The sequence below is a fragment of the Burkholderia sp. E168m15 genome (assembly GCF_016586105.1).
GTDB classification, from domain to species: domain Bacteria; phylum Pseudomonadota; class Gammaproteobacteria; order Burkholderiales; family Burkholderiaceae; genus Burkholderia; species Burkholderia orbicola.
This window is the reverse complement of the sequence record NZ_BCPO01000116.1, coordinates 1-23,979: the sequence shown is the minus strand read 5'-3', so window position 1 is coordinate 23,979 and position 23,979 is coordinate 1. Positions and strand designations below refer to the sequence as shown.

Sequence of the window (23,979 nt, the reverse complement as noted above, 5' to 3'; positions counted from 1 at the left end):
CGCCGATGACCGTTCCCCAGCAAGCCTTCCTCCGCGACGCGATGCGCCGCCTCAACATGACCCGCGAGGCATTCGCGAATCGCATCGGCGTCAGCCGGCGCGCGCTGGATACCTGGCTGCTTCCGGACGATTCGCAGGAATCGCGCGGGATGCCCGAGATCGTCGAACGCTTCGTGTCCGAAATCGTCGAGCGCTCGGCACCGGATGGCGAGAACTATACGCAAAGCGTAGATAAACAAGGGCTCGCGAAGCAATTCCTGTTCGAAGGCAAGCCGCAACTGATCTCCGTCGACCAGTTCTCGCGGGATTCGGTCGAGGCGCTGTTCCGCGTGGCCGATGTCATGCAGCCGATCGCGCGCCGCCACAAGATTTCGCGCGTGCTCGAAGGTGCGGTGCTCGGCAACCTGTTCTTCGAGGCCAGCACGCGCACGCGCGTGTCGTTCGGCGCGGCCTTCTGCCGGCTCGGCGGCTCGGTGTGCGATACGACGGGGTTCACGTTCTCGTCGATGGCCAAGGGCGAATCGATCTACGACACGAGCCGCGTGATGGCTGGCTACGTCGACGCGCTCGTGATCCGCCATCCGGAAAAAGGCTCGGTGGCCGAATTCGCGCGCGCGACCAACCTGCCGGTGATCAACGGCGGTGACGGCCCCGGCGAGCACCCGAGCCAGGCGCTGCTCGACCTCTATACGATCCAGCGCGAGTTTTCGCGACTCGGCAAGATAGTCGACGGCGCGCACATCGCGCTGGTCGGCGACCTGAAATACGGCCGCACCGTGCACTCGCTGGTCAAGCTGCTCGCGCTGTACCGCGGGCTGAAGTTCACGCTCGTGTCGCCGCCGACGCTCGAGATGCCGACGTACATCGTCGAGCAGATCGCGACGAACGGCCATGTGGTCGAGCAGACCAACGACCTCGCGGCCGGGCTGCGCGGCGCGGATGTGGTCTACGCGACGCGAATTCAGAAGGAGCGCTTCACCGACGAGTCGTTCGAAGGCTATACGCCGGATTTCCAGATCAACCAGGCGCTGGTCGACGCGGTGTGCAAGCCCGACACGCTGATCATGCACCCGCTGCCGCGCGACAGCCGGCCCGGCGCGAACGACCTGTCGGTCGACCTGAACCGCGACCCGCGTCTCGCGATCTTCCGGCAGACCGACAACGGCATTCCGGTGCGGATGGCGATCTTCGCGGTACTGCTGGGTGTCGAGAATCTCGTCCAGCATTCGATGCGCGACGCGACGTGGCGCCCGCCGGCATACCTCGGGCCGGAAGACGCGGTGTTTCACGGGATCGACTGACCTGCGGCCGGTGTCGCGCGCCTGAACGCGGGATTGCGTCAGTTCAACGGCCACGCGCAGACATCACGCACCCAACGCGCCGGCTTGCACGGCGCGTTGTCATTTTCGGCGCCGGTAACAACGTGACGGCGCCTAACCCGGCGTCAGGCGGTCCAAGGGTCGATCACACGCAGGCCTGCTGCCTCGAACGGCGCGACGTCGCGCGTGGCCACCTTGGCATTTTGCAGTCACTCGGCGCCCCGCGACGCAACCACTCTAGTCCCACCGCCCAGCCCTTCATACTCGGCCAATCGGCCATCCTTCCCCGCCCCACAAGCCTTCGACCACCCCGCAACATTCGTCAACACTTCCCTTACAAACGAGAACAAGAACGCTTCTCATTTAACAGGAAATTACATAGAATGCCGCCTGAAAACAAATCGTAATAATTCCCGGCGGCGTGCACATTTCCGCATCGCAGTGCCTCCGGGGCCACACCACGAGGTCGAAGCGCACCATGAAATCCCGTCCGGACGAGCTGAAGCTCGGTAAGTTCACCACCTTGTGCAGCGTGCTCGCCGCGAGCCCCGCGTTCGCCGACGGTACGCCGCCCGCGGCGCCCGCCAGCACCGAAGGCCACCTCGCGCCGATCGAGATCCAGGGCAAGACCGAGCACAGCTACAAGGCCGACTTTTCCGCTTCCGCGAAATTCACCGCGCCGCTCGTCGACACGCCGAAATCCGTCACCGTGATTCCGCAGGAACTGATCCAGAGCAGCGGCGCGGCGACGCTGACCGAAGCGCTGCGCACCGTGCCCGGCATCACGTTCGGCGCCGGCGAAGGCGGCAACCCGCTCGGCGACCGTCCGTTCATTCGCGGCTACGACACGCAGGGCAGCATGTTCGTCGACGGCATGCGCGACACGGGCGCCACCACGCGCGAGATCTTCAATACCGAACGCGTCGAGATCACGAAGGGTTCCGACGGCGCGTACGGCGGCCGCGGCGGCGCCGGCGGCAGCATCAACCTGATCACGAAGGCCCCGCACCTCGGCACGACGGCCGCCGCGAGCGCGGGCCTCGGCACCGACCGCTATCGCCGCTTCACCGCCGACGGCAACTGGCAGTTCGCCGAGCACGCCGCGTTCCGCCTGAACCTGATGAGCCACAACAACGACGTCGCCGGTCGCGATGCCGTCAACAACGAGCGCTGGGGCGTCGCGCCGTCGATCGCGTTCGGCCTCGGCACGCCGACGCGCGTGACCGCGAGCTACTACCACCTGCAGACGGACGACATGCCCGACGGCGGCATCCCGTACTTCTACACGACGTCGAACAAGCCCGCGAACGTCGGCACGATCTATCCGGCGCCCGTCGATCGCCACAACTTCTACGGCCTGATCGACCGCGACTTCCGCAAGACCACGTCGGACATCAGCACGATCAAGATCGAGCACGACATCACGCCGAACCTCACGGTGCGCAACACCACGCGCTACACGGAATCGACACAGGACTACATCTGGACGCAGCCGGACGACAGCCAGGGCAACGTGGTGAACGGCAAGGTCTGGCGCCGCAACAACAACCGCAACAGCTCGATCAACAGCCTCGCGAACCTGACCGAGCTGTTCGGCGAATTCCGCACGGGCCCGTTCAAGCACAGCTTCACGACCGGTATCGAGCTGTCGCGCGAATGGGGCAAGCGCGATTCGTACACGGTCGCGACCGACAAGGGCACGATCTGCCAGAAAGGCATCGGCGCCGCGTCGGGCTACAACTGCACGAGCCTGTGGTCGCCGAACCCGAACGATCCGTGGGCCGGTTCGATCACGCGCAACAACGACTACGCGCATGCGCGCACCACGACGAAGTCGATCTACGGCTTCGACACGATCGAGATCACGCCGCGCTGGCAAGTCAACGCCGGCGTGCGCGTCGACGACTACTCGACCCGCTTCACCGATACCAAGGCGAATGGCGGCAAGACCTATACGCGCGACGACACGCTCTTCAACTGGCAGGCCGGCCTCGTGTTCAAGCCCGCGCAGAACGGCAGCATCTACGCGTCGTATGCGACCTCGTCGACGCCCGCCGGCATGATGCTCGGCGAAGGCAGCGAAACGCAGTCGCTCACGCCGGGCCGCGGCGGCGTCGGCCCGAACGCCGATCAGCTTTCGCCGGAAAAAAACCGCAGCATCGAGCTCGGCACGAAGTGGAACGTGCTGAACGACAAGCTGTCGCTGACGGCCGCGCTGTTCCAGATCGACACGACCAACGCACGCGTGACGCTGCCGAACAACCAGTACGCGATGGTCGGCAACAAGCGCGTGCAGGGTCTCGAGCTCGGCCTCGCCGGCCAGATCACGAAGCAATGGCAGGTGTTCGGCGGCTACACGTACATGAAGAGCCAACTGCGCGACAACGGCAAGGACGCCGCGAACAACGGCAACCGCTTCCCGAACACGCCGAAGCACAGCCTGACGATGTGGTCGAACTACGACGTCACGCCGAAGTTCACGGTCGGCGGCGGCGCGTTCTATATGTCGGAAGTATTCGGCGATCCCGCGAACCTGCGCGCCGTGCCGTCGTACTGGCGCTTCGACGCGATGGCGCAGTACCGGATCAACAAGAAGCTCGACCTGCAACTGAACGTCAACAACCTGTTCAACCGCACCTACTTCGATCAGGCGTATCCGGCGCACTATGCGTCGATCGCGCCCGGCCGTTCGGCGTTCGTCACGCTGAACGCGCGCTACTGATCGATGGAAGCCGTGTCGCTGAAAGCGCTCGCGTCGGTATCGCCGCGCGAGTTCGCCGACATCCTGGCCGGGCCGCCCGAGCGCGCCGCCGCGTGGGTCGCCGCGGCGGCCGACCACGGCATCGTCGACGCACAGGCCGTGTACGGGCAATACCTGCTCGACGGGCACGGCGTCGCACGCGATCCGGCCGCCGCGTTCAACTGGTTCCGGCATGCCGCGCGGGCCGGCCACCCGATGGCGATGAACATGCTCGGGCGCTGCTACGAGTTCGGCTGGGGCACGGCCGCCTGCGCGCCGGTCGCCGTGTACTGGTACCGGCTCGCCGCGCAGGCGGGCCTCGACTGGGGCATGTACAACTACGCGACCGCACTCGCCCTCGGCCACGGCGTCGACGAGAACCGCGCCGACGCGCTCGACTGGTTCCGCCGCGCGACCGCGCTCGGCCATGCGAAATCGATCAACCTGATCGGCGGGTTCTACGAGGACGGCTGGGTCGTAGCGGTCGACACCGACGCCGCGTTCGACCACTATCGCCGCGCCGCCATTGCCGGGGACTTCCGCGGCCAGTTCAACTATGCACGGCTGCTCGCCGAGCGCGGACGCATCGACGAAGCGCTCGCGTGGCTCGCGCGGGTGCCGGCCACCGCGACACCCGCATTCATCGCGAAGATGCGCGCGTATCTCGTGTCGTCGCCGCTCGACGCTTTTCGTTCGGTGGCCATGCAGCTGGCACCGCACGCCATGGAATTCGCATCATGATGCTTCATATCCCCGGTGTACTAACCAAGGCACAGGTCGCGCAATGCCGCGAGATGCTCGATACCGCCGACTGGGTCGACGGCAACGCGACGTCCGGCGCGCAGTCGGCGCTCGCGAAACGGAATCGGCAATTGCCGGAAGGCTCGCCGGTCGCGCGCACCGTCGGCGACGCGATCCAGGATGCGCTCGCCCGCCATCCGCTGTTCTTTTCGGCGGCGCTGCCGCTCAAGGTGTTTCCGCCGCTGTTCAATCGCTATGAAGGCGGCGAGACGTTCGGCACGCACGTCGACAACGCGATCCGGCTGCTGCGTGGCACGGATTTCCGCGTGCGCAGCGATCTGTCGGCGACGCTGTTTCTCGAGGAACCCGATGCGTACGACGGCGGCGAGCTGTGCGTCGAGGATACGTACGGCGTGCATCGTGCGAAGCTGCCGGCGGGCGACCTCGTGCTGTATCCGGCGTCGAGCCTGCATCACGTGACGCCTGTGACGCGTGGCGAGCGCGTCGCGTCATTCTTCTGGATTCAGAGCATGGTGCGCGACGACGGTGATCGCACGCTGCTGTTTCAGCTCGATACGCAGATTCAGGCGCTTTCCGCAGAAAAAGGGGCGAAGGACCCGGTGGTCATTTCGCTCACCGGGATTTATCACAATCTGTTGAGGAAGTGGGCGGATGCGTAGCCTGAGTCGGTCGCGCGCCGGCGCTCGCGCCGCGTCGAAAGACGGGTCCAAAACGATCTCGTCAAATGACCCCACTCATATCGCGATGCCGCTCACTCCCGTATCGAAATCCGAATTCAAGGCTCGCGCACTCGAACACCTCCGGCTCATCGAAGCGTCGGGCGAAGACCTGATCGTCACCGACCACGGCAAACCGACGCTCGAGATTCGACCGTATCGCTCGCGCGAAGCTCAGCCGCTGGACATATTGCGTGGTTCGGTCATGCGCTACGACAATCCTCTCGATCCGATTGCGAAAGAGGATTGGGAGACGTCGCTGTGATCGTGCTGGATACGCATGCATCGGCGTGATGGGCAGCGGGCGACTCTGCGCTCGGTTGATCACCCGCGACGAAAAAATCCGCGCGTACGCGCACGTCAGGACGCTTTGGTAAGCGTCGCCGGCCCCGTAGCTCGAACCGCCGCGCATCTTCCGCCCGACTCTGGCATATTGCCGATTCGTCTGACCAAAACGACCGCGGCCGCCCCATTCAACATCGGCCCGCGGCCCGCAACCGTCCTCGCGCCACTTGCCCGCTACCGTGATACCGCTCTCCGATCCCGCCGTCCGCTCGATCGCCCTGCAAGAGTCACACGAAGGGTTCGTCGATCTCGCAGGCTTCCATGACCGCATCGCCGTCGATCTCGACCGCCGCGATATCGAAAGCAGGAGCCCGCATTTCCTGAAAGTGCGTCGCAGTGTGGCGGAACGGCTGATCGCCGCCGCGCACGCGTTGCCCGCCGGCCTGCGCCTGTACGTCAAGGAAGGCTATCGCCCGCTGGCCCTGCAGCGCCGGTCCTTCACCGAGCATCTCGCGCATCTGCGCCGGACGCTGAATCCGCTGCCGGACGAAGACACCCTGGTCGCCCTGACCAGCCACTACGTCGCACTGCCGGAAGTCGCCGCCCATCCGACGGGCGCCGCCATCGACCTCACGCTGATCTCGGCGGAAGGCATCGAGATCGACATGGGCACCATCATGAACGCCACCGACCAGGAATCGTCCGGCGCGTGCTACACGCACAACACATTCATCAGCCGCGCGGCCGCGCGAAACCGCCAGATCCTGATCGGCGCGCTGACCCGCGCCGGCTTCACGAATTACCCGTCCGAATGGTGGCATTGGTCGTTCGGCGACCGCTATTGGGCCGTCATGCAGAACGAATCACACGCAATTTACGGTCCCGTCGAGGAAAGCATGCTCGACGAAGCGTCGCGATGACGGTTTTCCCGATCCGGCATACGTGACTCGGTAACATCCTCACTTGCCGATCCCCGTGTGCTCCCGCACAATCGCAGCACCTGCCTCACTCCCCCCGCGCCGATGTCCTATGCGTCACTCGCCACCGGCGTCCTGCTCGCCGGCGGCCTTGGTCAACGCTTCGACCCGAGCGGTCTGCACAGCAAGCTGCTCGCTCGGCTTCCCGACGGCACGCCGGTCGCAGTCGCCGCCGCCCGCCGTCTCGCGGCCGCCACCGCCGACGTGATCGCCGTCGTGCGTCCCGGCGCCGAAAAGCTTGCGATGCTGCTGAACGAAGCTGGCTGCCAGGTCGTGTATGCACCCGACGCGTTGCGCGGCATGGGCGCGAGCCTCGCGGCCGGCGTCCGCACGACCCCCGACGCGAATGGCTGGCTCGTCGCGCTCGGCGACATGCCGTGGATCGCGGCGTCCACCTACGAAACGGTCGCACGCGCACTCGAAACCGACGACGCGTCGATCGTCGCACCCGCGCATCGCGGCGTACGCGGCCATCCGGTCGGTTTTGCCGCGCACCACTTCGATGCGCTCGCCGCCCTCGACGGCGACACGGGCGCCCGCGCACTGTTCGCCAGCGCGCCGGTGACGCTGCTCGACGTCGACGATCCCGGCATCCTGCGCGACGTCGATACCCCGGCGGATTTGCGCTGACTTCGATCGCACGGGCCGTGCAGTATCCCGCACGAACACCGCCAATAAGCGAATTTCTCCGACGATCGACGCCCCGTAACAAGAATCCCGCTGCAAACGCGTGCCCGATTGCCTATAACGGAGACGAGGCGCGTCCGCCGCGCCACCGCCGTCACGCACTGCACGAGTTCTCCATGAGCGATCACACGACCCCGACGCCCGAGCCACCGGCCGATCCGAACCGCGATCCGGAAGACGATCCGTTCTCGTCGCCACCCGGCCATCACGACAACCCGCAGCAGCCGGACGGTCCACCGAGCAAGGACCCGGTCTAGCCGCACACTGCCCCGCTCCGCGAATGCAGCGCGCTACTGCCGTAACGGGGCCTAGCGCGCGGTATATCCGCCGTCGATCGGCAACGACACGCCGCTGATCATCGACGCCGCATCGCTCAGCAAAAACAGGATCGGTTCGACGACTTCGTGCGGCTCCGCGAACCGGCCGAGCGGAATCGCAGCGAGCATCGGCGCACGCTTCTCCGGTTCGCTCCACGCGAACTGCGCCATCGGCGTGAGCGTGACGGTCGGGTTCACACTGTTCACACGAATGCCGTGCGGCCCGAGTTCGATGCACAGCACGCGCGTGATCGCGTCCATCGCTGCCTTCGATGCGCAATAGCTCAGATGCGCGGGCAGGCCGACGAGCGCCGCCTGACTCGACACGTTGACGATGCTGCCCCGTGCGTGCGCCGCGCCGCGTCCGTCGCGTTCGATCATCTTGCGCGCCACGGCCCGCGCGACGAGCGCCGCGCCGCGCGCATTGACGGCCATCACGTGGTCGAACTGCGCGGCGCAGACCTCGAGAGCCGGTTCGAGCGACGCGATCCCCGCACAATTGACGAGGCCGTCGAACGCGTCGTACGCGGCGAGTGCTGCGTCGATCGCGTGTTGATCGCCGCCGACATCCAGGCGCAACGTATCGCACGCAATCTCGCCGGCGAGCGTGTCGAGCGCGGCCATGTCGCGCCCCGCCGCGACGACGCGCGCACCCGCCTGCGCCAGCGCGACCGCGCATGCGCGGCCGATTCCGCTCGAGGCACCCGTGACGAGCATCGTTGCCCCGCTGAAATCGAATCGTGTGTTCATGATGACGTGCCCAGCCTGTGCATGATCGGCTTGAGTGCCGGATACAGCGCCGTGTAGAGCGCAAAACGCGCGTCGTACGTTTGCACGCGATCGGCATCGGGCCGTGCACGCTCGACGAGTGTGACCCAGCCGCCCTGCGCGTCATCGCGCGACACGAGCCCCGCGCCGACGCCCGCGAGCAGCGCGGCGCCCATCGCGGCTTCGACGTCCTGCTCGATCGTCCATACCGGAAAGCCCGTCACGTCCGCGATGATCTGCATCCACAGCGCCGAATGCGCGGCGCCGCCGACGACGATCAATCGGTCGTCCAGCGCCACCGCGCCGCGGCGGCCGGCCTCGATGTTGTGGCGCAACGCGAACGCGACGCCTTCGAGCACCGCACGATAAAGATGCGCACGGGTATGCGCGAGACTCAGCCCGACGAACGCGCCGCTCGCCTTCGCGTCCCATACCGGGCTGCGCTCGCCCATCAGGTATGGCAGGAACAGCACGCCGTCGGCGCCGGCCGGCACGCGCTCGGCCGCCTCCTCGAGCAGCACGTGCGGATCGCCGTGCGGCAACAGGCGCGCCGCATCGATTTCCGCGTGGCAGAACTGGTCGCGAAACCACGCGACCGACGCGCCGGCCGTAATTGCCCCGCCGAACACATACAGGTCGCGCTGCCCGTCGAACACGTGCGGCATGCTGACGAGGCCATGGCGCGCATCGACATGCCGGTTCACGTAACCCCAGCACATGCTGGTGCCGATCATCGCGACGTGCTGCCCGGTACGCGTCGCGCCGGCCGCGAAGGTCGCCACTGCGGCATCGACGCCGCCCGCGACGACCGGCGTGCCCGCCGGCAGCCCGAATTGCGCGGTCCATTGCGACAGCAGGCCGCCGACGACGTCCGTCGAATCGACCAGCCGCTCGGGCATCATCGTCGCCGGAATGCCGAGCATGTCGAGCGCGTCGTCGGACCACTCGCGACGCGCGACGTCGTACACGCCGCCGATATTGCCGGCCGAACTGTGGTCGACCGCGACTTCGCCGGTCAGCAGGTAGATCACGTACGCGTTCGGCGGCAGGAAATAGCGCACGTTCGCCCACACGTCGGGCCGCTGATCGCGCAGCCACAGCATCTTGGTGAAGCCGTAGTAGCTGTCGACGCCGTTGCCGGTGATCACGCGTAGCCGCTCGACGTTCACGTGTTCGTTGACCCAGTCGACTTCGGCGGTCGCGCGCCGGTCCATCCAGATCAGGCACGGATGCAGCGGCCGCATGTCGATGTCGACCGGGATGCCCGAGCCGCCGTACAGGCTGCTCACGCACACCGCACGGATCGCGTCGGCCGGCACGCCCTGCGCCCGCGCGTCGCTCACGCAGCCCGCGATGCAGTCGCGCACCGCGTCGAACCACACCTGCGGCCACTGCTCGGCCCACAGCGGACGCGGCGTATCGGGCTGGTAGCCGGACGAGCGCCGCGCGACGATCGTGCCGTGCCGGTCGACGAGCAGCGCCTTGGTGCTCTGCGTGCCGATGTCGACGCCTATGACGTATTCCATGATGTCTCCGGTGAGGCGCACGCCGGCCGTCAGCGGGCCGGCTTCAGCAGCACCTTGATCGATTCGGGCGATTTCGCGACACGGATCGCATCGTCCCAGTCTTCCAGCGCGAAACCGTGCGTGACGATGCCCTTCGACGTGACGAGCCCGCGCGCGAGCAGGTCGATCGCGACCGGATAGCAGTATGGCCCGAGGTGCGCACCGCGTACGTCGAGCTCCTTGCGGTCGCCGATGATCGACCAATCGACGGTCGCATCCTCGCCGAACACGCTGAATTCGACGAAGCGGCCGAGCTTGCGGATCAGGTCGAGCCCCTGGTTCACGCCGACCGGCGCGCCGGTCGTCTCGATGTACACGTCGCAGCCGTAGCCGTCGGTGAGCGCGCGGACGATCTCGCGCGCGTCGTCGCGCTGCGGGTTGATCGTCACGTCGGCGCCGTACTGGCGCGCGAGTTCGAGCCGTTCGTCGATCAGGTCGATCACGACGAGTTTCTTCGGCGTCTTCAGGTGCGCGACCTGCGTCATCATCAGCCCGAGCGGGCCCGCGCCCGCGATCACGACGACGTCGTCGAGCTGGACGTCGCCGCGGTTCACCGTGTGGATCGCGCACGACAGCGGCTCGATGATCGCCGCATCCTCGAGCGATACGCCGAGCGGAATCTTGTGAACGATCGCGGTCGGCGGAATGCGCATGTACTCGGCCATCCCGCCGTCGGCGACCTCGCGCTGGAAACCGAAGATATTGTGTACCTCGCACATCCAGTACTGGCCCGACTTGCAGTAGCGGCACTTGCCGCACGGCACGATCTGCTCGGCGATCACGCGGTCGCCCAGCGCCACGCCGAAATGCTCGGCCGCGCCGTCGCCGAGCGCCTCGACATGGCCGAAGAATTCATGGCCGGGAATGACCGGCGCCTTCACCCACGGGCTGGGGCCGCCCCAGAACATCTTGGCGCCGGTGTAGCACTTGCAGTCGCTCGCGCAGATCCCGCACGCGGCGATGCGGATCACGAGTTCGTTCGCGCCGGGATTCGGCTTCGCGACCTGCTCGACGCGATAGTCCTCGGGGCCGTGGCAGACGACCGCGGTCATGCGCGGCTGGGCTTCGGGTGTCGTCATGAGTTGTCTCTTTCCTGAGTGATTCGGATGGCTGATTGATTGATCGTTACCGCGATCGCTCACGGCTGATGTAGATCGCGAGCAGGATGATTCCGCCCTTGATCACGTTCTGCACATACGGGTTCACGCCGATCATGTTGAGCCCGTTGTTGAGCACGCCGAGCAGCAGCGCGCCGACCAGCGTGCCGAGGATCGCCCCGCGCCCGCCGGAGATCGACGTGCCGCCCATCACGACGGCCGCGATCGCGTCGAGTTCGAAGCCCACGCCCGCGTTCGGCTGCCCGCTCATCAGGCGTCCGGTCAGCACGATCGCGGCGAGCGCCGACGTGAGCCCGGCCAGCGTGTAGACGATCAGCTTCACGCGCGCGACTCGCACGCCGGTGAGCCGCGTCGCCTGCTCGTTGCCGCCGATCGCATACACGTAGCGGCCGAACGGCATCCGGTCGAGCAGCAGCCACGCGATCGCATAGACCACCAGCATGATCAGCACCGGCGCCTGGATGCCGAGCACCTTGCCGCTGCCGAAGAACGCGACCCAGTCGGGCAGCCCGTCGATCGGATAGCCGCCCGTGTAGATCAGCGCGAGGCCGCGTGCGATGCCCATCGTCGCGAGCGTGACGATGATCGGCGGCATCCCGGCGAACGCGACGAACACGCCGTTCAGGAAGCCGAAGCCGAGGCCGACCGCGATGCCGATCGCCAGCGCGGCGACCGCGTTGACGCCCGCGACCATCAACCCGGCCGCGAGCGTGCCCGACAGCGCCATCACCGAGCCGACCGACAGGTCGATCCCGCCGGTCAGGATCACGCAGGTCATGCCGACCGCGATGATCGCGTTGATCGACACCTGGCGCAGCACGTTCTCGAGGTTCGCGGCGGACAGGAAGCTGGGGCTCGCGATCATCATCGCGATGCACACGACGATCAGGCCGACGAGCGGATAGAACAGCGTCGAGCGGCGCAACTGCGCCCACATCGCGCGGGGCGGCGGCGCGTCGCCGTTTCCGGCGGTGGCCGCGAGCGTCGTGGAAGGCGTGGAAGAAGAATCAGGCAGGTTCATGGGTCGCTCCTCGCGTGCCGGCCGTGGCATAGGTCATGACCGTGTCGGGATCGATCTCGTCGCCTTCGAGCGTCGCCTCGATGCGGCCCTGCCGGAACACGGCGACGCGATCGCACATGCCGACGATTTCCGGCAATTCGGACGAGATCATGATGATGGCGTAGCCGCGCGCGGTGAGTTCGCGCATCAGCCCGTAGATTTCGGCTTTCGCGCCGACGTCGATGCCGCGCGTCGGCTCGTCGAAGATCAGCACCGACGTGTGATGGTTCAGCCAGCGCGCGATCACGACCTTCTGCTGGTTGCCGCCGGACAGCGTCGCGACCTCGGTGTGGATCGACGGCGCCTTCACGCCGACGCGCCGCATCACGTCGTGCGTGGTGCGCGCTTCGCCGCGCCGGTCGATCAGCCAGCGCATCGACCGGTACTTGCCGAGGTTGTTCAGCGAGATGTTGTCGCGAATCGAGAACGACGTGACGAGCCCTTCCGTCTTGCGGCTTTCCGGCAGAATGCCGATGCCCGCGCGCAACGCATCGGCCGGATCGGCGAGCTTCGCCGCCGCGCCGCGCACGCGCAGTTCCTTGCGATGCGCGCGCGTCGCGCCGATCACCGCGAGCGCGGTTTCGGTGCGTCCCGAACCGACGAGCCCCGCGAAACCGAGGATCTCGCCTTCACGCAGCGCGAAGCGGTTCACCGGGCCGTCGCGCTCGATCTGCAGCGCATCGACTTCGAGCACGGCCGGCGCGTCGGCCGGCAATACCGGCTTCGGCGGAAAGCTGCTTTCGATCCGGCGACCGACCATCATGCGCACCAGTTGCTCGACGTCGGTGCGCGCGACCTCGGTCGTCGCGACGTACTGGCCGTCGCGCAGCACCGTAATGCGGTCGCACACCACGAAGATTTCGTCGAGGTGATGCGAGATGAAGATCATCGCGACGCCCTGCCGCTTCAGCTCGCGCATGATCGCGAACAGGTGCTCGGCCTCGGCCGGCGTAAGCGTCGCGGTCGGTTCGTCGAGGATCAGGATGCGCGCGTCGAGCGACAGCGCCTTGCCGATCTCGACGAACTGCTGCTGCGCGACCGACAGCGTACGGATCGGCGCATCCAGATCGATCGCCACGCCCAGGCGCGCGAAGATGGCCGCGGCCGCCGCGCGCATCCGCTTGCGGTCGCGCGCGCCCCAGCGATTGCGCAGCTCGCGGCCGAGGAACAGGTTGTCGACGGCATCGAGGTGCGGAATCAGGCTGAACTCCTGAAACACGATGCCGACGCCGGCCGCGACCGCGTCGTGATAATCCGCGAAATGGCGCGCGGCGCCGTCGATCTCGATCGTACCGGCATCCGGCTGGTGGATGCCGCACAGGATCTTCATCAGCGTCGACTTGCCCGCGCCGTTCTCGCCGAGCAGCGCATGGATCTCGCCGCGCGCGATTTCCAGATCGATGTCGGACAGCGCCTTCACGCCGGGAAAGCTTTTCGTGATGTGGCTGAGCCTGAGTATCGTGTCCATCGGCTTCTCCGTGCGAAGGGCGTCGGCCACGCCGCCGCCCTTCGCGTCGCGTCGCACGTCGTTCACCAGCTGAAACCCTTCGCGTTGCCGCGATCGACGACCTTCACGTCGACGGGAATCGCCTTCGGCACCGTCGCGCCCCACTTGCGCGCGATCGCGATGCCGAGCGCGATGCGCACCTGGTCGGCCGGGAACTGCGCGGTCGTCTCGATGAACTTCGAGTTCGGTTTCTGGATCGCGGCGATCGCCTCGGGTGCGCCGTCGACGCTCGTCAGCTTGATGTCCTTGCCGGAACCCTCGATCGCGGCGAGCGCGCCCATCGAGCCGCCGTCGTTCACGCTGAAGAGGCCCTTCAGGTTCGGATGCGCGGAGATCATGTTCTCGGTGACCGACAGCGCGGTCGCGCGCTCCTGCTTGCCGTTCTGCGTGTCGACGAGCTTCACGTTCGGGAATTTCGCGAGCCCGGCCTTGCAGCCGCGCACGCGTTCGAGAATCGGCACGACCGGAATGCCGTCGAGGATCGCGACCTCGCCGCTGCCGCCGATCGCCTTCGCGAGGTATTCGCACGACATCACGCCCGCGTCGTAATTCTTCGAGCCGACGAACGAATCGACCGGGCCGTTCGCGTTCGCATCGACGGCGACGACCACCGCGCCCGCCTTCTTCGCCTGCGTGATCGCCGACTGGATGCCGGTCGAATCGGTCGGGTTCACGAGCAGGATGTCGATCTTCTTCTGCAGCATGTCCTCGACGTCGCTCACCTGCTTGCTGACGTCGTGATGCGCGTCGGTGACGACGACCTGCGCACCGATCGACGCGGCCGCGTCGTTCAGCGCCTTCTGCATCGTCACGAAGTACGGGTTGTTCAGTTCCTGGAACGTCATGCCGATCCGCAGCGGCGCGGCATGCGCGGCGGCGGCGGCGGGCAACAGGGCCGCGCCGGCGAGCGCGGCAACGGCCGCCAGGCGGGCGGCGCGACGGGGGGATGTAGCGGGCGATGCGTGCGTCATGACGGTGTCTCCAAAAATTGTGTGCGGCTTTTTCGTGGGTGAATACGCCCCTCGCGACGTGAGCGACGCGATCGGCGGGGTAAAACGGCGGGGAAACTCAGGCGGGCAACGGCCCGGCGGTCATCCGGGCTGCGGCGTGAGTTCGGGCGCACCGGGCGTCAGCACGCGCGGCGGCAGCGGATTACCGGTCGGCGCCGCATGCAGCGCCAGCTCGCGGCTGCGCGCGTTCAGGCGCTGCAGCGCGCGGAATTCGGACGGCGCCATCCCCTTCACCGCGCGGAACTGGCGGTTGAAGTTCGACACGTTGTTGAAGCCGGCCTGGAAACAGATGTCGGTGATGCTCGCGTCGTCGGCGAGCAGCATCTGGCAGGCGGACTCGATCCGCAGACGATTCACGTACTGGACGAACGGCATGCCGGTATGGCGATGGAACGTGCGCGAGAACGCGCTGACGCTCTGCCCGGTCAGTTGCGCGAGATCGGATTCGCGCAGCTCGGATGCGAGGTTCTTGCCGATATACGACAGCGCGTGGCTCAGGCGCGTGGGCGTGACGTCGGCCTGGTCGTACGCGGGGCTCGCGAGCAGCGTGCGTTCGGCCGCGCCGCACAGCCGCTCCAGGATCGTCATGAACAGCGCGATGCGGCGCATGCCGCGCGCGGTCAACAGTTCATCGAACAACGGCGCGATTGCAGCGCTCGTCGCGGCGTCGAAGCCGACCCCGCGCCGCGCGTCGTCCAGCAGCGTCTGCGCATCGCGGCATTCGGGGAACGCGTCCATGCAGCGGCGCACGAACGACGGATCGAACTGGATCACGAGATTGCGGCGCTCGACGGTTTCGCCTTCGGCCATGTCGCTGACCCAGTTGTGCGGCAGGTTCGGGCCCAGCAGCACGAGATGGCCGGGGCCGAACGAGCCGATGTGATCGCCGACGAAATACTTGCCGTGCGTCGCGACGATCAGGTGCAGCTCGAATTCGGGATGGAAATGCCAGCGGATCGTGCGGTACGGATAGCCGTGCGACCAGACCTTGAACGACTCGTCGCGTCGCACGTCGACCACTTCGAGATCGGGGTGCATCATGTTGGCGTCTCCATTCCCATATATTGCTGGCCGGCCTGTTCGGCTGTGCGCGCATCGCCGCGTGTCTCGCGCGGCGATGCGACCGGTCGCATGGGAAGCAATGTAGGTCGATCGAGCGCGCGGCTCCACCAACTTTACGCCTGATTTTCGATACTTTTTTGCCGCCCACCGGCTGAAATGGCGCCGGATGGCAAATTTGTTGCAGCGCGGAACGACGCGGGCGGCCGCCCGCGCCACGGCCAGCACCGGCTTATGCCGCCGCGTGCTCGCGCGCCGTGCGTACCTCGTACGTCTTCAGGTGGTTGTACGCGATCCGCAGCAGCGACAGCGTGTCTGTCGCCTGCGGGTCGCGCCGCGCGAGCAGGTCGCCGATCACGTGATCGGCTTCGACGCGCGCGTGGTTCTCGACGTCGCGCAGCATCGACGCGGTCAGCGGCGACGGCGTCAGCACCATCCGCTGCATCCGCTCGCTGGCCGCCGGATCGGGCCGGTGGCCGTTGTGTTCCGCGATCGCGCTGCATTCGGCGAGCATCGTCTCGAGCAGGCGGCGGCCGTCCGGCGCGGCGAGAATGTCGCCGATCGAACCGCGAAACAGCGACGTACTCGCGGCGAGCGTCGCGAGGAACACCCACTTGTCCCACATCCGCGCGGCGATGTCGTCGCTGAGCGTGGCGTCGAAACCCGCGCCGCCGAGCACGTCGGCCACCGCGCGCACGCGCGGCGATTCGCCGCCGGCAAGCTCGCCGAACGATACGCCGTGCGTGTCGTTCAGGTGCACGATGCGCTGCTCGCGATCGAGCGTCGCCGCGATCACGCACAACCCGCCGAGCACCGGCGCGGCGCCGAAGCGCTCGCGCAGCACGTCGAGATGGCGCATCCCGTTGAGCATCGGCAGGATCAATGTCTGCGGGCCGACGAACGGCGCGAACGATGCAATCGCGTCGTCGAGGCTGTACGCCTTGCAGCTCAGCAGCACGAGGTCGAACGGCGCGACGCCGGCGCCTGCATCGCCCGCGCGCACGGTCTGCACGTTCGCGAGCGTCAGGTCGCCGCGCGGGCTGCGGATCAGCAGCCCGTCGCGCGCGAGCGCGGCAGCGCGGCCGTCGCGCACCAGGAACGTCACGTCGCGCCCCGCCGCGACCAGCCGGCCGCCGAAGTATCCGCCGACCGCGCCGGCCCCTACCACCAGAATCCGCATCGTTGCCTCCTTTCGGTTTCGGTCGGCGTCGCGCTGCCGCCCGTGCGAGGCGCGACGCCGACCGTCGCCCGACAGTATAGCGGCCGCTGTTATGCATATGCATAGATGCCCGCGCTCGCGTCGCGGGCATGGGGAAATGACGGCTTCTAAGGGATTTCCCGTCTACGGCGACGCGCATGGCGCGCCGTCAAACCACTTATCCCGTCACGCCGCTCCGGCGAGCTTCCACGACTGACCGACCTCATACCATGCGCAATCTTTCCCTGAATCAGAAACTCGCCTCGATGATCGTCATCCTGTGGCTCGGCCTGCTCGTGATCGCCGGGCTCGGCGCATGGCAGACCCGCGCGTCGATGATCGCGGACCGCCGCGACCAGCTCGCATCGCTGGTCGCGCAGGCCGCGAGCGTGACCGATCACTACTACAAGCTGTCGCAGCAGAACGTGATGCCGGAAGCCGACGCGAAGCAGAAGGCGATCGAGGCGATCGCCGCGATGCGCCACGGCGCCGACGGCTATATCTCGATCAACGATTCGAAACCGGTGATCGTGATGCATCCGATCAAGGCCGAGCTCAACGGCAAGGACGTGTCGAACTTCACCGATCCGAACGGCAAGCACCTGTTCGTCGAGATCGTGAAGGCCGGCAACGCGGAAGGCGGCAAGGGCTTCGTCGAATATCTGTGGCCGAAGCCGGGCGCGGACAAGCCGCAGGAGAAAACCAGCGCCGTGCAGCGCTTCGCGCCGTGGGACTGGTACCTGGTGACCGGCATGTACATGAACGACGTGCGCTCGGCGGTACTCGCGAGCATCGGCCGCTGGCTGGCGATGACGGCCGTGCTCGGCGCGATCGCGACGGCCGTGATGGTGCTGGTGCTGAAAAGCGTGCGCGCGAGCCTCGGCGGCGAACTCGAAGCGGCGCTCGACGCCGCGCAGCGCATCGCGCAGGGCGACCTGACCGCGCGAGTAACCGTTAAGCACGACGATCGCGGCAGCCTGCTGCACGCGCTGCACACGATGCAAGGCGGGCTGATCGACATGGTGTCGCGCGTCCGGATGGGCACCGAGAACATCAACGTGGGCGCGAGCGAAATCGCATCCGGCAACACGGACCTGTCGCAGCGCACCGAGGAACAGGCGGCCGCGCTCGTGCAAACCGCGTCGAGCATGGACGAGATGACCGCGAACGTGAAGCAGAACGCGGACAGCGCCGCGCAGGCCGCGTCGCTCGCCGGCCAGGCCGCGCAGGTCGCGACGCGCGGCAGCGAAGTGGTCGACGACGTCGTGCGCACGATGAACGAGATCACCGACCGCTCGCACAAGATCGGCGACATCATCGGCGTGATCGACGGGATCGCGTTCCAGACCAACATCCTCGCACTGAACGCGGCCGTGGAAGCGGCCCGCGCGGGCGAACAGGGCCGCGGCTTCGCGGTGGTCGCGGCCGAAGTGCGATCGCTCGCGCAACGCTCGGCGACGGCGGCCAAGGAGATCAAGTCGCTGATCGTGTCGTCGAACGAGACGGTCCAGCACGGCGCGACGCTCGTCACGCATGCAGGCGAGACGATGGCCGAGATCGTGCAGTCGGTGCGGCGCGTGAACGAGATCCTCGACGAAATCAGCCACGCATCGCGCGAGCAGAGCGCCGGGATCGAGCAGGTCAACCGCGCGGTGGGCGAGATGGACCAGGTCACGCAGCAGAACGCGGCGCTCGTCGAACAGGCCGCGGCAGCCGCGCATTCGCTGCGCGATCAGGCCGAGGCGCTGCGCGACGCGGTGACGCGGTTCGCGTTGCCGGTCTGACGGCGCCCTGCCGCTCACGCCGCCCCGCCCAGCCCTCACACCGCCGGCCCCCTCACGCCGCGCTGCCCGCCCGCAGCGCGGCCTCCCCGCTCCCGAGCCCCAGCCCCGCCGCGCGCTGAATCAGCTCGACGTCGTTGTTCGCGCCGAGCTTCTTCATCGCGCTGATCTTCTGCGCGCTGACCGTCTGCTTGCCCTTGCTCAGGCGCTGTGCGATCGTCTTGATCGGCACGCCCGACAGATACAGTCGAATCACCTCGATCTCGCGCGCCGACAGCTTCACGGGCGGGTCGCCGCGCGTGCCGAGCGCGTCGACCGCGCGCCGGACGGACGGCGACAGATAGGCGCCGCCGCTGTAACTCGAATGGATCGCCGTGACGATGTGGCCGACCTCGTCGAGCTTGCTGACGACGCTCACGTGGCCAATCCCCAGGATCGAGCGGAAGATCAGCGGATTCTCGTTGGCGACCAGCGCGACGATCCCGACGTTCGGCCGCATGCGGCGCAGCCAGTCGAACAGCGCGAGGCCGTCCATCTGCTCGTCGCCGCGAATCGCATAGTCGACCAGCACGATGTCGCAGTCGACGCCGCCGAGCGACGCGACCAGTTCGGCCGCGCTCCGGTAGACCGCGACGAGCTCGATCGCGCAGCTGCCGCCTGCGATCTGCTCGATACCGGCCAGCGTCAACGGCCAGTCGTACGCGAAGACGATGCGAACATTGAATTTCCTCATGCGCAGTTCCTGGTAATTCACCGGCCGCGCCACGCGAATGTGTGCGGCGGGTTGGGCGTTGAAAGGACGTTCAGGCTATTTTTAGCCCGAACGTCGATTCTATGAACGTGCGCGGGGACGCGATATCGGACGGCGTACGAATTGGCCGCCGCAGACGTAATACGGGTTTGATATTTGCACCGGTCCGACGCCCGGCGGCCGGCGGTCGATTGCAGCGGCATCGGCCCGACGGCCAGGGTCGCGCGCCGCGCGGCCGGTCAGCAGGTAAAATTGCGCCTTTGCATGCCACCCCGGCCCGCCGGCGGCGAGCGACGCGCCGCTGCCGGCCGCGCGCCCCGCCCGTTCGCCGGCTTTGCCCGTACCGCCCGCTTTCCTCATGACCGATTCCGACCTGCAATCCGACGACACCTCCATCCACGAAGACGGCCTCTGGCGCGACAACGGCTGGACGGCCCGCATCATCAAGAACGAAGACGACGACGGCTGGGCCGTCGAGATGGTCAAGGACGGCGAGTCCGAGCCCGCGCTCGTCGGGCCGTGGACCATGGGCCGCGACAAGAAGAACCCGAAGCCGATGGACGCGAACGCGTTCCGCACGCTCGTGAAAACCGCGACCGAAGTGCTGATGCGGCACGAACAGCAGCGGCGCGCGCTGCTGCACAAGGAAGTGACGGTGCAGGACGAAGCCGGGCAGGATGTGTCGGTGACGCTCGACATCGTGCCGGACGAGTTCGAGCCGTATGCGCAGCTCAAGGCATTCGATCCGTATGGCGAGCTGCTGGCCGACGCGAAGGTGTCGGCCGGGTTCAAGCTCAACAAGGCCAGCGCCGAACGCTGGGTCGCCTCGGGCTTCGACCGGCCTGCCTGAGCCCGCACGGTGCGCCGACGCGCGATCAGGCGCCGGCGCCGCGCTCCGCGCGCGCGAGCCGGCGTGCGGCCAGCTTGCGCCGCACGAGCTGCTCGAACTGCTGCGTCGCGACCTCCGGGTCGCGCGCGGCGAGGCCCAGCAGGTTGCGCGCGAGCTGGATCGGCGTCAGCACGATACCCCACGGCAACCCCCACCAGCCGAGCGTGGCCGACGCGAGCAGCGCGAGCGCCTGCTTCCTGCGCCCGCAGCGGCGGCAGCACACGTGGCGCCGCGTCGCCCAGCGCGTGACGAACAGGAGCGACACGACGCGATGCGACGCGTGAACGTCGACCGGCCGCCCTTCTCGCAGGCAGATCGGGCATGGCCCGTAGCGCCAGTCGTCGACGTACTGCCGGACCTTCGCGTCGGGCACCCGTTCGGCCTCGACGACGACCGGATGCGCGTGCGCGCATGCCGGGCCGCAATAGCGGCGCCCGTCGATCGACTGCCCGCCGAGCAGGAACGTCCTGCCGCAGTGACTGCACTCTGCCACGATGACCTCGGATGAACGTGATGCGCCGCGTGCCGGTCGCGCGCACCTCGATGCGCGCGTGCCGGCCGGGCCATTTCATGTCTTAACGGCCGCCGCCGCGAGGTCTTGAGCGGTCGCGCGCCATGGCGCGTCAGCTGTGCAGCCCGTGCGCGATCATCAGACGGTAGAGCGTCGCGCGCGAGATGCCGAGCTCCGCCGCGACGTCCGCATGCTGGTGGCGGTGACGCAGCAGCGTTTCCTCGATCGCGTGCCGCTCGGCCTGCCGGCGCGCCTGCGCGAGCGTCGGCGGCCGCAGCGACGTGTACGGACGCAATTCGAGATCGGCGGCCGAGATCAGCGGGCCGTTCGTCATCACGACCGCGAAGCGGATCCGGTTGATCAGCTCGCGCACGTTGCCGGGCCACGGATAGTTGTGGATCGCCTCGATCGCGCACGGCGTGAAGCCGCGAATCCGGTACGAGCCGTCGTCGCGATAGCGCCGCAGCACGTCGTCGGCGAGCAGCATGATGTCGCGGCCGCGCATGCGCAGCGGCGGCTCGTCGATCCGCAGCACGCACAGGCGGTAATACAGGTCGGCGCGGAATCGCCCGGCCTGCATCGCGGCCTCGAGATCGACGTGGGTCGCCGACACGATCCGCACGTCGACCGGAATCGACGCATGCCCGCCGAGCCGCTCGATCTTGCCTTCCTGCAGGAACCGCAGCAGGCTCGCCTGGCTCTCGAACGGCATGTCGCCGATTTCGTCGAGAAACAGCGTGCCGCCGTGCGCGGCCTCGATGCGGCCGATCTTGCGCTGGTGCGCGCCGGTGAACGCGCCGCGCTCGTGGCCGAACAGTTCGGCCTGCAGCAGCGTCGTCGGGATGGCCGCGCAGTTCACGGCGACGAACGGTGCGTCGGCACGCGACGACTGCCGATGGATCGCCGCCGCCGTCAGTTCCTTGCCGGTGCCGGATTCGCCGGCGATGAACACGGTCGCCTCGGTGTTCGCGACCTTGCGGATCGTCGCGAACAGCCGGCGCATCGCGCCGCACGCGCCGATCATCGTGCCGCCGGGCGGCGGCGCCTCCGCGGCCGGGTCGCCGTCCGCGAGCTTCAGCATCCCGTACGCATGGCCGACGAGATAGCCGATCGTCGTGTAGGCCCCTGCATTGCGCACGTAGTCGAAGCAGCAGTGGCGGATCAGGCGCGCGATCGTGATGTTGCGCAGCCGCTCGCCGTCGGCGAGCGCGACCCAGCCGACCCGCGGGTCACGCAGCAGCGCCTCGAACGACGCGACGTCCGGCGACGCGAAGCTGCCGAAATCGACGATGCCCGCATGCGGACGGTTCGCCTTGACGAGATTCAGCGCGTCCGCGACGGTTTTGGCGCGCCATACGTCCCAGCCGCGCGACGCGAGCACATCGACGAGCGCTGCATCGTGTTGCTGCGACAGGTAGACGAGCGGCCGCGACGGCGCGACGGGATTGTGCCGGACCGCGATGAACGGCAGCGCGCTCACCAGCCGTTCGACATCCCGCGGGCCCGACATGCTCAGCTGACAGCAATGGTTCACGATCGCCTCGCCGCATAAGGGTATGTATCGGAGCGGCCGTTGCCCGATCGTGCGCGGCGGGGCCCGTGGTCCCGCGGCGCGGCGCCGCTCCGTCCTCGAATCGATACCGCGTCATCGGCAGAACACGACGCGCTGCGTGTAGATCTGCGGCTCGACGACAGGCTTCGTCGAGCCGTTGAGATCGTCGCGATAGGCGCGGTAGGTCTTGCCGTTCACCGTCACGTCCGACGCGCGGGCCGTCTCGATCCGGTCGAGCCCGGCGTGCCGCCATTCGTTCACCCGCTCCGCCGCCGTGACGCTCGACTCGCCCGCGATCTGCTGCGTGATCGCGCTGCCGTCGCTCCACGGCTGCGTCTGCATGTCCTCGGTGTGCTGCATCGCGCCGACCGTCTTGCCGGTCGACTTCGGCCCGTTCTGCGCGTCGAACGGCGCACCGCGGCCGTACACCGGCGATTGCCACGACGGCGCGTGACCCGCTTCCGGCATCATGTAGATCATCTGCGGATCGCCGATCATCATCATCGGCGCGCATGCCGTGTTGTCGGGACGGCCGAGCGTCGACAGCGCCTGCTGGACGCTCGCGGCATTCGCGAGGGTCTGCTCGCTCAGGATGACGAAGACCGCGGGATTCTGGAAAACCGACTGCGCAGCGGCCTGCACGCTGGCCAGCCACAAAGCGATCAAAAAGATCCTCATGATTGAGGCCTCCTTGCATCCTCGTCACGCAAAAAGAGGTGTTGACCTCGGGGATGGGAGCAACACCCGTCAAACCGGAAAAGACTGTCGGGCATCGGGCCGAGCGCCTGCCGTGCGACCCGCGCGCCGGTCGCACGGCAAACCGGCCCGCACGCCTACGACGAGGTACTCGTCGAGATGACGGTCGGCGCCGGCGCGACCGGTGCAGCCGGTGCGGCCTGCTTGTCGACCGTGGCCGGCGGCAACGCTTGCGCCGGATCGGTCAGCGCAGGCATGCCGGCGGCTTGTGCAGCCGCGGTGCCAGCCGATTCGACCGCGTCCGGGACTTTCGCGTCCGCTGCCGGCATGTCGGCAGGCGCAGCGGCGACGGCAGGCTGCGGGGCCGCCGGTGCAGGCGCTTCGGCGGTCGCCTGCGGCGCCGGCTCGGCCGCCTTCGCATCGGCGGCAGGCGCCGCGACGACGGCTGCCGCCGGCATCGGTTCGGCAACCGGCTCGCCGACGGCCTGGGCCGTGTCGGTCGCGGCTGGCATCGGCTCCGGCGCCTTGTCGGCGACGGGCTGGGCAGGCTCGGGGGCCTTGTCCGCGACGGCCGGGGCAGGCTCGGGCGTCTTGTCGGCAACCGCCGGAGCAGCCTCGGGAGCTTTGTCGGCAACCGTCGGGGCAGGCTCGGCGGCTTTGTCGACGACCGGCTGCACGGGCTCCGCTGCCTTCGTATCGGCGACCGGTGCG

At 67.7% G+C, this 23,979-nt stretch carries 22 protein-coding genes and 2 pseudogenes; 10 read left to right on the top strand and 14 right to left on the bottom strand.

Going from position 1 to position 23,979, the window contains the following annotated elements; all coding sequences use genetic code 11:
- The first annotated feature begins 5 nt into the window (after positions 1 to 5).
- Complete coding sequence (locus tag JMF86_RS18445; protein ID WP_011547337.1) at positions 6 to 1,301, top strand: aspartate carbamoyltransferase; 1,296 nt, start codon at positions 6 to 8, stop codon at positions 1,299 to 1,301.
- 143 nt (positions 1,302 to 1,444) lie between these two features.
- Here the strand turns inward: JMF86_RS18445 and JMF86_RS35090 are convergent.
- A pseudogene (locus JMF86_RS35090) lies at positions 1,445 to 1,513 on the bottom strand (VapC toxin family PIN domain ribonuclease); the annotation flags it as partial.
- A gap of 284 nt (positions 1,514 to 1,797) precedes the next feature.
- On the opposite strand from JMF86_RS35090, the gene JMF86_RS18440 reads away from it, so the two are divergent.
- From JMF86_RS18440 to JMF86_RS18410, 7 genes are all read left to right on the top strand, one after another.
- Positions 1,798 to 4,041, top strand: a complete 2,244-nt coding sequence (locus JMF86_RS18440) for a TonB-dependent siderophore receptor (protein WP_011694783.1) — start codon at positions 1,798 to 1,800, stop codon at positions 4,039 to 4,041.
- A 3-nt stretch (positions 4,042 to 4,044) separates the two neighbouring features.
- Positions 4,045 to 4,800, top strand: a complete 756-nt coding sequence (locus JMF86_RS18435) for a tetratricopeptide repeat protein (protein WP_201317100.1) — start codon at positions 4,045 to 4,047, stop codon at positions 4,798 to 4,800.
- On the top strand, positions 4,797 to 5,480 hold the full coding sequence (locus JMF86_RS18430; RefSeq protein ID WP_011547334.1) for a Fe2+-dependent dioxygenase: 684 nt from the start codon (positions 4,797 to 4,799) through the stop codon (positions 5,478 to 5,480). Before JMF86_RS18435 ends, JMF86_RS18430 begins: the two co-directional genes overlap by 4 nt.
- Before the next feature lie 85 nt (positions 5,481 to 5,565).
- Positions 5,566 to 5,802, top strand: a complete 237-nt coding sequence (locus tag JMF86_RS18425; RefSeq protein ID WP_041489371.1) for a type II toxin-antitoxin system Phd/YefM family antitoxin — start codon at positions 5,566 to 5,568, stop codon at positions 5,800 to 5,802.
- Between the two features lie 247 nt (positions 5,803 to 6,049).
- Positions 6,050 to 6,742, top strand: a complete 693-nt coding sequence (locus JMF86_RS18420) for a M15 family metallopeptidase (protein ID WP_011547332.1) — start codon at positions 6,050 to 6,052, stop codon at positions 6,740 to 6,742.
- A gap of 102 nt (positions 6,743 to 6,844) precedes the next feature.
- Positions 6,845 to 7,429 carry an NTP transferase domain-containing protein gene (locus JMF86_RS18415; protein WP_011547331.1) on the top strand — a complete coding sequence of 195 codons (585 nt, stop codon included), beginning with the start codon at positions 6,845 to 6,847 and terminating at the stop codon, positions 7,427 to 7,429.
- Positions 7,430 to 7,602: 173 nt separating this feature from the next.
- Positions 7,603 to 7,743 carry a hypothetical protein gene (locus JMF86_RS18410; RefSeq protein ID WP_012339712.1) on the top strand — a complete coding sequence of 47 codons (141 nt, stop codon included), beginning with the start codon at positions 7,603 to 7,605 and terminating at the stop codon, positions 7,741 to 7,743.
- Between the two features lie 51 nt (positions 7,744 to 7,794).
- Here JMF86_RS18410 and JMF86_RS18405 read toward each other — a convergent pair whose 3' ends face one another.
- From JMF86_RS18405 to panE, 8 genes are all read right to left on the bottom strand, one after another.
- Positions 7,795 to 8,553: an SDR family oxidoreductase gene (locus tag JMF86_RS18405; protein WP_041489370.1), complete on the bottom strand. Its 759-nt coding sequence runs from the start codon at positions 8,551 to 8,553 to the stop codon at positions 7,795 to 7,797.
- Positions 8,550 to 10,097, bottom strand: a complete 1,548-nt coding sequence (locus tag JMF86_RS18400; protein WP_011547328.1) for an FGGY-family carbohydrate kinase — start codon at positions 10,095 to 10,097, stop codon at positions 8,550 to 8,552. The genes JMF86_RS18405 and JMF86_RS18400 overlap by 4 nt, the downstream gene beginning before the upstream one ends.
- Before the next feature lie 29 nt (positions 10,098 to 10,126).
- Positions 10,127 to 11,215: an erythritol/L-threitol dehydrogenase gene (locus JMF86_RS18395; RefSeq protein ID WP_011547327.1), complete on the bottom strand. Its 1,089-nt coding sequence runs from the start codon at positions 11,213 to 11,215 to the stop codon at positions 10,127 to 10,129.
- Positions 11,216 to 11,261: 46 nt separating this feature from the next.
- Positions 11,262 to 12,275, bottom strand: a complete 1,014-nt coding sequence (locus tag JMF86_RS18390) for an ABC transporter permease (RefSeq protein WP_011354493.1) — start codon at positions 12,273 to 12,275, stop codon at positions 11,262 to 11,264.
- Positions 12,262 to 13,926, bottom strand: coding sequence for a sugar ABC transporter ATP-binding protein (locus tag JMF86_RS18385; RefSeq protein ID WP_374039671.1), 1,665 nt, complete (start codon positions 13,924 to 13,926; stop codon positions 12,262 to 12,264). Before JMF86_RS18385 ends, JMF86_RS18390 begins: the two co-directional genes overlap by 14 nt.
- A complete protein-coding gene (locus JMF86_RS18380; RefSeq protein WP_011694785.1) occupies positions 13,845 to 14,792 on the bottom strand; it encodes a substrate-binding domain-containing protein in 948 nt (315 codons plus the stop codon). Before JMF86_RS18380 ends, JMF86_RS18385 begins: the two co-directional genes overlap by 82 nt.
- Before the next feature lie 120 nt (positions 14,793 to 14,912).
- Positions 14,913 to 15,872: an AraC family transcriptional regulator gene (locus JMF86_RS18375; RefSeq protein ID WP_011547324.1), complete on the bottom strand. Its 960-nt coding sequence runs from the start codon at positions 15,870 to 15,872 to the stop codon at positions 14,913 to 14,915.
- Between the two features lie 250 nt (positions 15,873 to 16,122).
- On the bottom strand, positions 16,123 to 17,070 hold the full coding sequence (gene panE, locus JMF86_RS18370; RefSeq protein WP_011547323.1) for a 2-dehydropantoate 2-reductase: 948 nt from the start codon (positions 17,068 to 17,070) through the stop codon (positions 16,123 to 16,125).
- A 248-nt stretch (positions 17,071 to 17,318) separates the two neighbouring features.
- On the opposite strand from panE, the gene JMF86_RS18365 reads away from it, so the two are divergent.
- Positions 17,319 to 18,872: a methyl-accepting chemotaxis protein gene (locus tag JMF86_RS18365; RefSeq protein WP_041489369.1), complete on the top strand. Its 1,554-nt coding sequence runs from the start codon at positions 17,319 to 17,321 to the stop codon at positions 18,870 to 18,872.
- A 52-nt stretch (positions 18,873 to 18,924) separates the two neighbouring features.
- Here JMF86_RS18365 and JMF86_RS18360 read toward each other — a convergent pair whose 3' ends face one another.
- Positions 18,925 to 19,602, bottom strand: coding sequence for a response regulator transcription factor (locus tag JMF86_RS18360; RefSeq protein WP_011547321.1), 678 nt, complete (start codon positions 19,600 to 19,602; stop codon positions 18,925 to 18,927).
- 376 nt (positions 19,603 to 19,978) lie between these two features.
- On the opposite strand from JMF86_RS18360, the gene JMF86_RS18355 reads away from it, so the two are divergent.
- The gene (locus JMF86_RS18355; RefSeq protein WP_011547320.1) at positions 19,979 to 20,470 is read left to right on the top strand and encodes a hypothetical protein; all 492 of its coding nucleotides are present in this window, start codon (positions 19,979 to 19,981) and stop codon (positions 20,468 to 20,470) included.
- Positions 20,471 to 20,495: 25 nt separating this feature from the next.
- On the opposite strand, the gene JMF86_RS18350 is transcribed toward JMF86_RS18355, so the two are convergent.
- The 4 genes and pseudogenes from JMF86_RS18350 to JMF86_RS18335 form a co-directional block, all read right to left on the bottom strand.
- Complete coding sequence (locus tag JMF86_RS18350) at positions 20,496 to 21,002, bottom strand: hypothetical protein (RefSeq protein ID WP_011547319.1); 507 nt, start codon at positions 21,000 to 21,002, stop codon at positions 20,496 to 20,498.
- Between the two features lie 130 nt (positions 21,003 to 21,132).
- Positions 21,133 to 22,530 (bottom strand): sigma-54 dependent transcriptional regulator, encoded by a 1,398-nt coding sequence (locus tag JMF86_RS18345; RefSeq protein WP_011694786.1) that lies wholly within the window; start codon positions 22,528 to 22,530, stop codon positions 21,133 to 21,135.
- A gap of 135 nt (positions 22,531 to 22,665) precedes the next feature.
- On the bottom strand, positions 22,666 to 23,250 hold the full coding sequence (locus tag JMF86_RS18340; protein WP_011547317.1) for a hypothetical protein: 585 nt from the start codon (positions 23,248 to 23,250) through the stop codon (positions 22,666 to 22,668).
- Positions 23,251 to 23,405: 155 nt separating this feature from the next.
- Positions 23,406 to 23,979 (bottom strand): annotated as a pseudogene (locus JMF86_RS18335) (chemotaxis protein CheA); the annotation flags it as partial.

Bases quoted from the DNA above. Each gene is read 5' to 3' on its own strand.
- JMF86_RS18445 (WP_011547337.1), top strand. From the start codon at position 6: ATGACCGTTCCCCAGCAAGCCTTCCTCCGCGACGCGATGCGCCGCCTC.
- JMF86_RS18440 (WP_011694783.1), top strand. From the start codon at position 1,798: ATGAAATCCCGTCCGGACGAGCTGAAGCTCGGTAAGTTCACCACCTTG.
- JMF86_RS18435 (WP_201317100.1), top strand. From the start codon at position 4,045: ATGGAAGCCGTGTCGCTGAAAGCGCTCGCGTCGGTATCGCCGCGCGAG.
- JMF86_RS18430 (WP_011547334.1), top strand. From the start codon at position 4,797: ATGATGCTTCATATCCCCGGTGTACTAACCAAGGCACAGGTCGCGCAA.
- JMF86_RS18425 (WP_041489371.1), top strand. From the start codon at position 5,566: ATGCCGCTCACTCCCGTATCGAAATCCGAATTCAAGGCTCGCGCACTC.
- JMF86_RS18415 (WP_011547331.1), top strand. From the start codon at position 6,845: ATGTCCTATGCGTCACTCGCCACCGGCGTCCTGCTCGCCGGCGGCCTT.
- JMF86_RS18410 (WP_012339712.1), top strand. From the start codon at position 7,603: ATGAGCGATCACACGACCCCGACGCCCGAGCCACCGGCCGATCCGAAC.
- JMF86_RS18405 (WP_041489370.1), bottom strand. From the start codon at position 8,553: ATGAACACACGATTCGATTTCAGCGGGGCAACGATGCTCGTCACGGGT.
- JMF86_RS18400 (WP_011547328.1), bottom strand. From the start codon at position 10,097: ATGGAATACGTCATAGGCGTCGACATCGGCACGCAGAGCACCAAGGCG.
- JMF86_RS18395 (WP_011547327.1), bottom strand. From the start codon at position 11,215: ATGACGACACCCGAAGCCCAGCCGCGCATGACCGCGGTCGTCTGCCAC.
- JMF86_RS18390 (WP_011354493.1), bottom strand. From the start codon at position 12,275: ATGAACCTGCCTGATTCTTCTTCCACGCCTTCCACGACGCTCGCGGCC.
- JMF86_RS18380 (WP_011694785.1), bottom strand. From the start codon at position 14,792: ATGACGCACGCATCGCCCGCTACATCCCCCCGTCGCGCCGCCCGCCTG.
- JMF86_RS18375 (WP_011547324.1), bottom strand. From the start codon at position 15,872: ATGATGCACCCCGATCTCGAAGTGGTCGACGTGCGACGCGACGAGTCG.
- panE (WP_011547323.1), bottom strand. From the start codon at position 17,070: ATGCGGATTCTGGTGGTAGGGGCCGGCGCGGTCGGCGGATACTTCGGC.
- JMF86_RS18365 (WP_041489369.1), top strand. From the start codon at position 17,319: ATGCGCAATCTTTCCCTGAATCAGAAACTCGCCTCGATGATCGTCATC.
- JMF86_RS18360 (WP_011547321.1), bottom strand. From the start codon at position 19,602: ATGAGGAAATTCAATGTTCGCATCGTCTTCGCGTACGACTGGCCGTTG.
- JMF86_RS18355 (WP_011547320.1), top strand. From the start codon at position 19,979: ATGACCGATTCCGACCTGCAATCCGACGACACCTCCATCCACGAAGAC.
- JMF86_RS18345 (WP_011694786.1), bottom strand. From the start codon at position 22,530: ATGTCGGGCCCGCGGGATGTCGAACGGCTGGTGAGCGCGCTGCCGTTC.
- JMF86_RS18340 (WP_011547317.1), bottom strand. From the start codon at position 23,250: ATGAGGATCTTTTTGATCGCTTTGTGGCTGGCCAGCGTGCAGGCCGCT.